Raw genomic sequence first — 10,937 nt, 5'->3', positions numbered from 1 at the left:
TTGGGACTCCGAGAAGCCAGAGCAAAATGCCACGTCCCATGGATGCCTCCTGCGGCGATTGTGATCAACTACAATGCCTTGAAAGACTTTCCGTTCCGGCGCTCCTCGGCCATCTTGTTGCGATATAGCAGCCGGCATGGTGCGCCAGGATGCACTTCATGCCTGCTCCTGCGTATTCTGGATCGCGGCTCAGATATCCAGATTGGCGACCGACAGCGCGTTTTCCTGGAGGAATTCGCGCCTTGGCTCGACCTCGTCGCCCATCAGCCGTGAAGACAGGCTTTCCGCGTCAGTCACGTCATTGACCTTGACCTGTAAGAACGAGCGCACGAAGCGCTTCTGCGATTTCACCGATGTTCATGGTCCGCCTCCATTTCTTGGCTGTTCTGTTCCTCACCACCGTGCGTACGGTTGATCGTCACCGTGCACGTAATCAGGTCTTCCAGTCCGGGCCGTCTTCGACGATGTGATGAAGCTCGGAAATCTCTTCAGAATAGTGCTCGATCGACAACCTCGACCCAAAGGCAGAGGAGCGAAAGGCGTTCCTGATTCAGCATCGGCACCATGCCGTCGGCACAAGAGCTTAGCGAGCTCGATGCGCCGCACGGACTGTTGCTTGCCATCGGCAACGAAAAGGAAGCCGCGCCCTGCTTGCCTGGGCTCGATCGACGGTCGGCAGCAAGTCATTCCCTGTCAGTCGCACCGGAGTCCGGTCGCTGATATCATTCTAACGGCGCTCACTGCCGTGGGCATAAGGCACCCCTTCAGGCTGGTTAGGCGGAGCTTACCAAAAAAGTGCTGTTCGAACGGAACACAGAAAGCGCAGGCAAGTTCGGTGCGCAGTGGAGGAGATTGCGCCATGAACAGTGTCATTTATCTCATCGGCCTTGTCGTCATCGTGCTTGCGATCCTCTCCTTTCTCGGATTCCACTAGGAGACACCATGCAGGACCAGGACGATCAGGGCCGTCAGACGGCCGATTTCGAGACAGCCAGAAGCGAGCTTTCGGAAAGACTACAACGGGAAAAGCAGACCGCGACGGAAGCGCTCCACGATGCGCGTGACGAGATCACCAGGAAAGCCGGTGATTACGCATCGGAAGCAAAGCAAGCATTGTTCAACAAGGCGGAGGGAACGCAGCGCGACGTGAGCGCCAATCTGAAGGCCTTCAGCGGCGCATTGCGCGCGGCAAGCGAGCATCTTGCCAATAATGATCAACGGACCGCTTCGAAATTCGCCCTTGACGCCGCAGGCGGGCTCGAGCGGCTTTCCTCGTCCCTGAAGGATAAACCGTTCGACGAGGTGCTTGGCGAAATCCAGTCGTTTGGCCGCGAAAACTCGGGGGCGCTGATCGCCGGTTCGGTATTGGCAGGCCTGGCGCTGGGGCGGTTCATCAAGAGCTCGCCACCCTCTGCCCAAGCCGGAGCGCCGGGCCGGTCGGGAACAGGCCGGGCGCCCGAGACGGGTCCTAGCTCGAATGAGTTCGGACGGCGATCGGCAGAGGCAGTGGAGCCGGCCCCGCTAGGATCCGATCAGTCCGGCGATGACTGGGCCGATGCAAGTCTGGAGCAAAACCCATGACCGACAATCAGGACACTCGCAGCCTGACAACCCTTGTTGGCGATCTGGCACAGCAGGTTACAACTCTGCTTCAAACCGAAAGCAGGCTGTTGCGGGCTGAAATGTCGGAAAAGGTGAGCAAGGCCGGCGCCGGCGCCGTGGAGGTGGTAGGAGGCGCCATTTGCCTGCTCGCCGCCCTGATGGTGCTTTTGCAGGCGCTGGTGATTGCCTTGGCGAGCGCCGGATTGGGAGCCGGATGGTCTTCGCTGCTGGTCGGCGTCGTGGTGGCGATGCTGGGCGTCATACTCTTGCGCTCCGGCAAAACAAGCATGGCTCCTTCCGAACTCACGCCCGACCGCACACAAGACCAGCTTAAGCGTGATGCACGCGTGATCAAGGAACAGATAAGATGACCGAAAAGTCCGCAGCCGAGTTGGAACGCGATGCTGATATCGCCCGCGCCAGAGTCGCAGATACCGCAGACTCGATCCGCAGCAAGATGACACCGGGTCAACTGATCGACGAATTCACCGGAATGTTCAGCGGTGAGGGATCCGCTATGCTCAGCAACCTCAAGGCTCAGGTCAGGGACAATCCCCTGCCCCTTACATTGGTGGGCGCCGGCCTGGCGTGGCTGATGCTCGGCAAAGGCACTTCGCTAGACAGTTCAGCGCCAGGCGCGTATCGGAGCGGCAGGCCATCTGGGGGCTCCCGCAATTTCTCCGACCGGCAGAGCTTCGGCGAGGGCTGGCAGGAGTCGAGCAGCGAGTACTATGGTGCCGAAAGCGAAGCTGCCGGAGGCGGCTCCATGCTCTCAGATGCCGCTGATTCGGTGGCTTCGGTAGCAGGCGGTGCTATCGAAGCTGTTGCAGACCTTGCGAGCGGGGCCAGAGAAAAGTTGAGAAGCACGGGCGGACAAGTCGCCTCGGGCGTTAGTGATGCGGCTGCACAGGCGCGCGAGTCTGCGCTGGACTTGTTCCAGCGCGAACCTCTGGCAATGGCTGCGGTCGGCCTCGCCGTGGGCACCGCCATCGGTGTGATGCTGCCCCACACCGCCACGGAAGACGAGCAACTTGGCCGCTACAGCGACCAGCTCCGTGAGAGTGCCGAGGTCGTCCTCGAGAATGGCATGGAGCAAGCCAAGCAGGTCGCCGCCGAAGCCTATAAGACCGTAAAGGAAGAGGCTGACCGCCAGGGCGCCAGCGGCGACGAGACGCTAGTCGACCGCATCGGCGAAGTGGCAAAGAAGACGGCAAGCAAAACCGAGGAAGCTATTCGCGATCGTTTGCCGGAGACGGACGAGCCTCCCAAGACTTCGTCATAGCGCTGCCGCCGGTTTTCGTGGTGCGCTGGCGAAGCTGTTCTTGAGGTCCACCGAACTAGCGTTTCAGGCTATTCCGTACCGTCCCCTGCTTCTTTGAAAATATTGGGCTTCTGGATTTATTTGTCTCGCACTGTCCGGCCCCGTCCCGTACTCATGTGGGCTCGTGACGGCAAGCGGCGTGAAATGGGCTTGGGCGCCTATCCCGTCGTCACACTTGCAAAGGCACGAGCGAAGGCCACCGAGTGCAGGTCTGCGGTTGAGGAAGGCCGCGATCCAATTGCAGAGAAAGCGAAGGAAGCAGAGCCGACTTTCGGGGACTGCGCTGACAAGTACATCGCCACCATCAAGTCCGAATGGCGGACAAGCACGAATATCAGTGGAATCAGACGCTCACCAGTTTCTGCGAGAGCATCCGGCCGAAGCGGGTTTCGACAATCACAACCGAAGACGTTCTAGAAGTTCTTGCGCCCATCTGGCAGGCCAAAGCCGAGACGGCATCGAGGCTTCGCGGGCGTGTCGAGCGCGTTCTAGAGTTCGCAAAGGTGAAGGGCTGGCGCTCGGGAGAGAACCCGGCGGCATGGCGCGGCAACTTGCGGAACCTCTTGCCGAAGCGCCAGCGGTTGCAGCGAGGCCATCAGCCGGCAATGCCGTATGCTGAAATCCCCGCGTTCACGGCTCGCTTGCGGAGGGCATAGGCGATGGCAGCTCGTGCGCTAGAGTTCACAATCCTGACTGTGGCCAGATCCGGCGAAACGTTTGGCGCGACGTGGAAAGAAATCGATTTTAAGGGAAAGCTCTGGAATGTGCCGAAAGAGCGCATGAAGGCCGGCGCCCCGCATACCGTTCCGCTATCGATCGAGGCCCTGGCGATTCTGGAAGCCCTGCACGAGCAACGGCAGGACGGACAGGAATTCATCTTCACCCCTGACGGTGAGAACCCTCTGTCAAATATGGCCATGATGATGCTGCTTCGGCGCATGAAGCAGACGGAAATCACAGTTCACGGTTTCCGCTCTGGTTTCCGGGATTTGGTGCGGCGACGCCACAAGCTTCCCGCGGGAAGTTGCGGAGGCCGCCCTGGCTCACAAGGTCGGGGATGAAACCGAACGAGCCTACCGCCGGTCTGACGCGCCCAAAGGTAAGGCTCATGGCCTCTGCCGCCACGGGCGATTCACTTGCGAGGCGATCGAGCAGCGCAAAGAGATTGCCGCGTTGGTCGCCGAGGCGCGGCGAACAGCGGCCGCTGTGGTATGAATGGAGTGGTTCGCCAATCACCCAGCAACGCCCCTGCCCCGTCGTCTGAAAACAGACGAGCGACAGGCCTCGTCACAGCCGTACGACTTGAAGCTGTTCCGCACGGTTGCCGGCTGGTCGCAAAACGCGCTCGCTTTCAGCATACGGCCTTCCTGACATCTGGCGTGTGCTGCGGAGCGGTGACCCAACGACGGTGTGCTCAATCCGGCGCCAGCAATGGCGTCTTAATGTCGGTCCGGTAGGTCCACTCCTGCTTCATCTCCACAATATCGGCAAGCCCAATGCTGGTGCAGATCATCTTTCGGCTCAGGTATTGCGGAACCTGTATCCAACCAATGCAGCGATACTGCTGTTTGCGATTGGGCATGGAAAAAGTTTTCGTATAGGCGATTACCACGGTGTTGACGCCATCAACGAATTCTTCGCGCAGCCTATGGCAGTTCGAATGATAGGGCGTACCGTCAGTATTGGGATTGATGTTTAAAGCGTAAGGTTCCGCGCGCCACGGCGCATATGGAGCTGTCCGATCATATTTGACGCGATTTTCGTACACGATTTCAGAATGCATTACCACGCGCGGGTTGCCATTGATGACGCCATCCCACGTAGCCTGAAAACTTAAGAGCGCCTCGTTGGCGGCAGCCATAGGATGGCACTCTGCCTCTTGAACCGGCTGACCGTCTCGTGAGCCAGCCCAGGATGGCAAAGGCGAATATGCCGACCCGACAATGACCGCGGCGAGTTGCAAAAAGACGGATTTCAGAAATTTCATAATCGCAATTCCGTCGAAAGAGCATGACTTCGACTTAGCTCAACGTCCTGGCGATGTCATCCAGGAGAGAAGCGGGAGCTAACCAGTTGCTCCAGGAAGAGGCCACTTCTGCCTGATAGACTGGACGAATGGTTTGATCTTCTCCGCATCAAGGGGCCTTGCCCTGTTTCGCGCCGACGTCCTATCTAGCCGACTACTTTCAGTTGTGGGGACGGATATGAAACAGTTGGTCATCGGGCTTTTGATATCGAGCATACCTCTGGCAGGGTGCACTACGGATCGATGGCTTACGAAGCTAAATTTTGTCGAGGTTACCGACGCAATGGCTGAGAAACGCATGATGCCCGTAGCGATCGACTGCCGGTTCGATAGCACAGGTCCGGGCGAGGCGGCCTATGGATCAAAAGTTACATGGAAACCTGCCCCCGCAAACTTTCACTGGCAAATGCATGTCGGCGCTCCCGATTACGTTGCGAGGAGTGAGTCTAAATCACGCACAATCGGCCTTCATCGCGTGTTTTCGAAAAGGGTTCGTGACCAGGCAACCGGTCAAGTAGTTCAGTGCACGATCTGGAGGAATTGATCCTCTCAGCGGTGCGGACCATCCGATAACCCAAAAACGCTGATGCGGCGATTCACCATTCCTTCACCTTACCTCGGTGCAGCCACTGCGGGGTCCGTCGCCCGTCGCTCCCAGGCGGCGGGCTCCCCTCGCAGAGCCCAATACCAGAGCCCCTAACCTTCAAGTCGCACGACCCAGAGCGGATGAAACTACAGCCGCTTCCGTTCCCGGCAGTTCGAACAGCATGGGCAGATGGCGACACTCGGCTTCGTCCACGATCAGCTCCTCGATAGTCGCGATGGAAAGATTGCTTTTGAGGCGCAGCCGGACAACCGCCGCGAGTTTGTGAACGGGGACCGGTACCGCCCCGGCGTGATGGGCTAGCAGACTATTGATCTCAGCAACTACCTTTGGATCGACGGCGTGAGGCAATGGCAGCATGAGAGCACTCCTTTCGGAAGTAACTCTAAGCCGATCAGGGCGATGAGTCTGGCCGCGTACGTTTTTGACCAAATGCGCGGACATCATTGGACGTCAGATCACGCTCGTTAGCGGTTGCGTGCATTAGAGCGGCAGACGCCGGCTGCATAGCCAATCGTGAAGCAAGATGAACCTTTCCCGCATTATTTGTGTTTGTAGGGATGCCTCGCTTTTTCTTCGACTTCACCGATACCGGGCAAGTCGTCCCCGACGTCGAAGGCACAGATCTGCCCGATCTCGAAGCTGCAAAACAAGAGGCGGTGAGAGCCTTGGTCGAGATCACCACAGATAAGCTGCCTGATGGCCCCTATCGAGAGTTTGTGAAAGGTACCCGACGAGAGTGACCAGACGTTCGCAGAGGCAGTGCTCAAGTTTGAGCTGCGGGAGCGCTAGGGGTCTTCAAATGGTTTCCGCCTGGGACAAGTTTGAAATAGTAACTGCTCGATTGAATGAGCGCCGCGCCCGCGCAGACATCGAAGACCTTCGGCAGACCATCGGCGAAACCCGCCGTGTAATCGCAGCGGCCCGTAAGCTGTTGGACCGGCTAGTCTAGCCGTAGGCCACGGGGCCATCTCGTCAGAAAGCAGCTCCTCCCGCCCTACCTAGGCGCTGCTGATGCCCGCTATGCGGGTCAGTTCGAATTTGACCACGATCTGCACTAGCTGGTTGCCTGCTTCATCGCGGACTTGAATGCTAGCCTCGCGGTAGGTGCCATCGGGCAGACGATTTGTGGCCGGCTACAATCGGCAATACGACACGTTCAAAACGCTGTCGCTGGACGCTCCCATGGGCGGGTCGGAGCTCAGACGAATCGACCTGCTGGAGGCACCGGCCGCTTACGAACCCGATGAAGACGAGGAAGATGATCCGGATATCCTGATGCTCAAGGGCAGACACTTCCGTCTGTGATGGACAACGAGACGGCCCAATCTTAGGTGTCAAACGAATCCAGGAATTGACCCCTTTGGCGAACTGAAGAACTGACCCCTTCATTGGTTTGCTGTTTCGTTTGTTTCGGGGACCGAGCCGACCTTCTGCAGAAGGCCGGACCGTCGCTTTTCGCGCAGCCTGTAGCTGTCCCCCCTGATGGTGATCACCGTTGAATGGTGAAGCAGGCGATCCAAGATTGCCGTGGCCACCACGGGATCTCCAAAAACGCTCCCCCATTCACCCACCGAACGGTTGGAGGTAATCAGGATCGATCCCTTCTCGTAGCGGCGGGACACCAGTTGGAAGAAGAGGTGGGCGGCATTGGCCTCGAAGGGAAGATATCCGAGCTCGTCGATGATCAGCAATTTCGGCCGTGACAGGATCGTCAACTGCTTGTCGAGCGAGCCATCGCTGTGGACCTTGGCCAACATCGCCACCAACGTGGCTGCCGTGACGAACTGCACGTTGTAATTCTGGCGGATTGCCTCGCGGCCAAGGCTCACTGCAAGATGGGTCTTGCCCGTGCCCGGAGGGCCAAGGAACAGGACTGTGTCGCCGTGGGCGATCCGGCGGCAGGTCGCAAGTTCCCTGATCTGTCCCTGATCCAGCGATGGCTGCGCGTCGAAGTCGAAGCCGTCGAGTTCGCGCACGAACGGGAACTGCGCCAGTTTCCAGGCGCGAGCGTTGTCGTGAGCTGACCCAAAGCAGTAATCGTCTCTTCAATTCATGAGGGAACGTGCCTGAGGCCGAAGTTCGTGTGGTGCTTCGAGCGGACACGTTGGGCTTCAATCCTCAAACTCACCCGGGGTTAAAGATCTAGCAAAACGTCGCCTTGCGGGCGGCTGCAGCACGCCAGGACGTAGCCTGCCGATTTGTCGTCCAAGGTCAGCCCGCCCAGGTCATCCATGACGACTTCGCCGGACAGCTTGGCGATCCGGCACGTACCGCAAACTCCCTGCTGGCAGGCGGTCGGGACGTAGACGCCACATTGGCGCGCCACTTCCAGCAAGGTTTCTCCGGAAGCGCAGTGATGCGCAATGCCGGAGCGGGCGAAGCGGACCGAAGACGAAACCTTTGAAGCCGATACCGAACGCGAAACGTTGCCGCCTCCGAAGCTCTCCTCATGATACTGTGAAGCGGCGAGCCCGATTGCCTCCAGCCAGCTGCGTGCCGCCTTCATGTAGGATTCCGGCCCACAGGCAAAAACGCTGCGGCTATGGAGATCGGGAACCAGGTTCAGGAGCATTTGACTGCCAATGCGTCCAGTTGGACCCGTCCATGCCGGGTCTTCCTGACTGCAAATGCACGTCACTTGAACATTGGGAAAGCGAGCGGCAAGTGCGTCCAGTTCTAGCCGAAAGATGATGTCGTCCGGCGTTCTCGCACTGTGAATGAAGCGGATATCCTGGTCGGCTGCGCGGTCGGTAAGTGCCCGCAGCATGGACATGACGGGAGTTATCCCGCTGCCACCTGAAAGGAAGAGGGACTTTGCATGCGGCAGATCGTCGAGATTGAACGAGCCGAGCGGCCCTTCGATCTCGATCCCATCGCCCGGCCTCAAATTGTCATGGAGCCAATTCGAAACGAGCCCGCCCGGCGTCCGTTTCACGGTAATCTGAAGGTCGAGCGGTCGCGTCGGTGGTGACGAAACAGAGTAGGAGCGCGTCACTGCGGCACCGTCGATCCTCAGGTGCACCAGAACATGCTGGCCAGCGCTGAAGCAGAACATCCGATCAGAAGCGGGTGTGAGAACGAATGTTTTCACATCGTGCGTTTCGTCGATCACGCGCCGGCAGAGCACAAGCTGCGGTGTGGTCTGTGCCCATTGCCGGTGACGCTTTGTTGGGGCGAAGCCGGAGGCTGCAAAGGCCGCGTATGCATTCATCATTCAACTCGGGTTTGAAGTCGAGCCAAGATGCCACTTCAAACCCCGCTGAACAGCCGCGCAATCCTGCCTTTATGATCGGTAATTTCGATTAGACTTCCAGTGACATTACAGCAACCTGGAGAGCTCGGATGCCTTTGCGAATGATGGGTTCGTGTTTGCGGCGCGCAAGTATCGCGGTGTGGACTGGCTGGTGCAGCGTCGGCGCTCCCTCGACGAGGAACGATGGGAGCTCGGCAGTGAACCTGCGCGCATCGTCGCTACGCATATAGCAGGTGCCGCCCGTTCGTCGGAGCATGATCTCCGCCAGAGTTTCCGATCCCGTCGAAAGCCGACAGATCGCCAGCTCGGCCATCAGCTCTGCGTGCGTCTTTTCCAGCACGGCGGTGTAGCCCGGGCGAATGTAGGTTTCAGGGTCGACGTCGGACAGCGTTCTGGCAGCCGTCGAAACCATCACATATTCCTCGACCATCAGGTGTTCGTAGGCGATCTCAGGCAGGTAGCGAGGCGCATAAAGCACGGCGATATCCAGATTTCCCATGCTTAGGTCGCTGACCATCTGGTTCGAATAATCCGACTCGACATGGATCGAGGATTTTGGAAGGGCCTGGCACAATGTCTCGACCCATCCCGGCAGGACCGACCGGGTCATGCCTACCTGTGCGGCGATGCGCAAGGTGCCCTCGAACCGGTTGAACGCTCGCACGTCGTGTCGAGCTTGCGACCAGGTCGACAGCAGGGATCTGGCGTAGGCTTCGAAACGCCGTCCTGCGGCTGTCGGCTCAGCACCGGCGCGCCCGCGCTGGAAGAGCTCAGACCCGATCGCGCTCTCCAGGTTCTTGATCCGGGTGCTGATCGTCGACTGGGTCAATCCCAGCCGATCGGCGGTACGATTGAAATTTCGCGATTCGATGATGTCGAGAAAGGTTTCGATGTGATCTAGCTGCACGTGACCTCCAATCGAAAAAGTCGATCATATTGCGCTGGATCATAAGCTTGATCAAACAATACTCAAGGCGGAAGCTGCATGGGAGAAATCGGCCGGCAGCATCGACCAGGCTGAAGCTACGGAGCTGAGCAACGTGTTCATAGTCGACTGCGATTGTCACAATTACTGGTCAAGCGCCACTGTACTGGAGCCCTACCTTTCCGGCCTGTGGAGGGACATGTTCGTCGAAGGCGAGAAGACAGGTCCCGTTGGCGCCTTCCCGCATGGCCATCGTCCCTGGTTTCATCCGCAGGACTTCTCCCGCAAGGACGTCCGTCCGAAAACGGAAGCCGACAACTATCTTATCATGAAGGAGAAGCACCTCGACAAGTACAAGGTCGACGTGGCGATCCTGACCGGCGACGAGCCGATCGAGGCGTCCACCCTCGCCAACCCCTACTATGCCAGCGCTCTGGTCAGCGCCTACAATGACTACCAGATCGACCACTGGCTGCCGAAGGACGATCGCTTCATGGGCTCGATCATCATTGCGCCACAGGATCCGAAGCTCGCGGCCACCGAGATACGCCGCCTGGGCAATCATCCGCGCATGGTCCAGGTTCTCGCTTCGCAAGGCTCCATCAAGCCGTATGGCGATCCGTTTTACCATCCAATCTATGAAGCATGCGCCGAAGTGGGGCTGCCCTTTGCCATTCATCTGGGCGGCCATGGCGGCGTGAATTCGACCGCGATTGCTCCTGCCCCAACGACGTTCTTCTGGGAGACGCACGCTATCCTGCACATGTCGGCGATTTCACATGTCGCAAGCATGATTGCGCATGGCGTCTTCGAAAAATGGCCGGACCTCTACTTCGTTGTCATCGAGTGCGGCGTCGCCTGGGTGCCGTCGGTATTATGGCGTCTGGACGCCGATTACAAAGCTCTACGCAAAGAGACGCCATGGCTGAAGATGCTGCCGTCGGAATATTGCCGGCGCAACATCCGCTTTTCCACGCAGCCGCTGGAGCAGCCCGCGAATATTCAGCATCTCTGGTCCACTCTCGAGGCGATGGACGGCGAAAACACGCTGATGTTTGCCTCCGACTATCCGCATTGGGATTACGACGACGCCAACACGCTGCAAATCCCTCCCGCCTGGAAGAGCAAGATTATGGGCCTGAATGCGCTGGAGGTCTACAAGCGCATCCCCCGCGCGCAAGCGGCGAATGCCGCCTGAGGAAG

At 58.7% G+C, this 10,937-nt stretch carries 13 protein-coding genes and 2 pseudogenes; 9 read left to right on the top strand and 6 right to left on the bottom strand.

Annotated features, from left to right (window positions below; translation table 11 throughout):
- Window positions 1-189: 189 nt before the first annotated feature.
- Window positions 190-330: pseudogene (locus tag NKI67_RS31610) on the bottom strand (hypothetical protein); the annotation flags it as partial.
- A 465-nt stretch (window positions 331-795) separates the two neighbouring features.
- Between NKI67_RS31610 and NKI67_RS31605 the strand changes: the two are divergent.
- From NKI67_RS31605 to NKI67_RS31585, 6 genes are all read left to right on the top strand, one after another.
- On the top strand, window positions 796-1,581 hold the full coding sequence (locus tag NKI67_RS31605; RefSeq protein ID WP_352648745.1) for a hypothetical protein: 786 nt from the start codon (window positions 796-798) through the stop codon (window positions 1,579-1,581).
- The gene (locus NKI67_RS31600; protein ID WP_352648743.1) at window positions 1,578-1,973 is read left to right on the top strand and encodes a phage holin family protein; all 396 of its coding nucleotides are present in this window, start codon (window positions 1,578-1,580) and stop codon (window positions 1,971-1,973) included. Before NKI67_RS31605 ends, NKI67_RS31600 begins: the two co-directional genes overlap by 4 nt.
- Window positions 1,970-2,884 (top strand): hypothetical protein, encoded by a 915-nt coding sequence (locus NKI67_RS31595; RefSeq protein WP_352648741.1) that lies wholly within the window; start codon window positions 1,970-1,972, stop codon window positions 2,882-2,884. Before NKI67_RS31600 ends, NKI67_RS31595 begins: the two co-directional genes overlap by 4 nt.
- Window positions 2,885-3,037: 153 nt before the next feature.
- Window positions 3,038-3,340, top strand: coding sequence for an Arm DNA-binding domain-containing protein (locus tag NKI67_RS31590; protein WP_352648739.1), 303 nt, complete (start codon window positions 3,038-3,040; stop codon window positions 3,338-3,340).
- On the top strand, window positions 3,238-3,579 hold the full coding sequence (locus NKI67_RS33950) for a phage integrase central domain-containing protein (protein WP_502909374.1): 342 nt from the start codon (window positions 3,238-3,240) through the stop codon (window positions 3,577-3,579). Before NKI67_RS31590 ends, NKI67_RS33950 begins: the two co-directional genes overlap by 103 nt.
- Before the next feature lie 3 nt (window positions 3,580-3,582).
- Complete coding sequence (locus NKI67_RS31585) at window positions 3,583-3,984, top strand: tyrosine-type recombinase/integrase (RefSeq protein WP_352648737.1); 402 nt, start codon at window positions 3,583-3,585, stop codon at window positions 3,982-3,984.
- A gap of 353 nt (window positions 3,985-4,337) precedes the next feature.
- Here NKI67_RS31585 and NKI67_RS31580 read toward each other — a convergent pair whose 3' ends face one another.
- Window positions 4,338-4,910 carry a hypothetical protein gene (locus NKI67_RS31580; RefSeq protein ID WP_352648735.1) on the bottom strand — a complete coding sequence of 191 codons (573 nt, stop codon included), beginning with the start codon at window positions 4,908-4,910 and terminating at the stop codon, window positions 4,338-4,340.
- Between the two features lie 742 nt (window positions 4,911-5,652).
- Entirely contained in the window at window positions 5,653-5,913 is a 261-nt protein-coding gene (locus NKI67_RS31575; protein ID WP_352648733.1) for a hypothetical protein, read from the bottom strand.
- Between the two features lie 200 nt (window positions 5,914-6,113).
- Here NKI67_RS31575 and NKI67_RS31570 point away from each other — a divergent pair, with 200 nt between their 5' ends.
- Window positions 6,114-6,296 (top strand): DUF6894 family protein, encoded by a 183-nt coding sequence (locus NKI67_RS31570; RefSeq protein ID WP_352648731.1) that lies wholly within the window; start codon window positions 6,114-6,116, stop codon window positions 6,294-6,296.
- 385 nt (window positions 6,297-6,681) lie between these two features.
- On the top strand, window positions 6,682-6,861 hold the full coding sequence (locus NKI67_RS31565) for a hypothetical protein (protein ID WP_352648729.1): 180 nt from the start codon (window positions 6,682-6,684) through the stop codon (window positions 6,859-6,861).
- Window positions 6,862-6,941: 80 nt separating this feature from the next.
- On the opposite strand, the pseudogene istB reads toward NKI67_RS31565, so the two are convergent.
- The 3 genes and pseudogenes from istB to NKI67_RS31550 all read right to left on the bottom strand — a co-directional run.
- A pseudogene (istB, locus tag NKI67_RS31560) lies at window positions 6,942-7,559 on the bottom strand (IS21-like element helper ATPase IstB); the annotation flags it as partial.
- A 131-nt stretch (window positions 7,560-7,690) separates the two neighbouring features.
- The gene (locus NKI67_RS31555; protein ID WP_352648727.1) at window positions 7,691-8,668 is read right to left on the bottom strand and encodes an FAD-binding oxidoreductase; all 978 of its coding nucleotides are present in this window, start codon (window positions 8,666-8,668) and stop codon (window positions 7,691-7,693) included.
- A 190-nt stretch (window positions 8,669-8,858) separates the two neighbouring features.
- Window positions 8,859-9,716, bottom strand: a complete 858-nt coding sequence (locus NKI67_RS31550) for a LysR family transcriptional regulator (RefSeq protein WP_352648725.1) — start codon at window positions 9,714-9,716, stop codon at window positions 8,859-8,861.
- A 133-nt stretch (window positions 9,717-9,849) separates the two neighbouring features.
- Between NKI67_RS31550 and NKI67_RS31545 the strand changes: the two genes are divergently transcribed.
- Complete coding sequence (locus NKI67_RS31545; RefSeq protein ID WP_352648723.1) at window positions 9,850-10,932, top strand: amidohydrolase family protein; 1,083 nt, start codon at window positions 9,850-9,852, stop codon at window positions 10,930-10,932.
- Window positions 10,933-10,937 lie beyond the last annotated feature (5 nt).

The sequence above is a fragment of the Mesorhizobium sp. M0408 genome (genome assembly GCF_040321495.1).
Taxonomy (GTDB): Bacteria; Pseudomonadota; Alphaproteobacteria; order Rhizobiales; family Rhizobiaceae; genus Mesorhizobium.
This window is presented reverse-complemented; position numbering and strand designations above follow the sequence as displayed.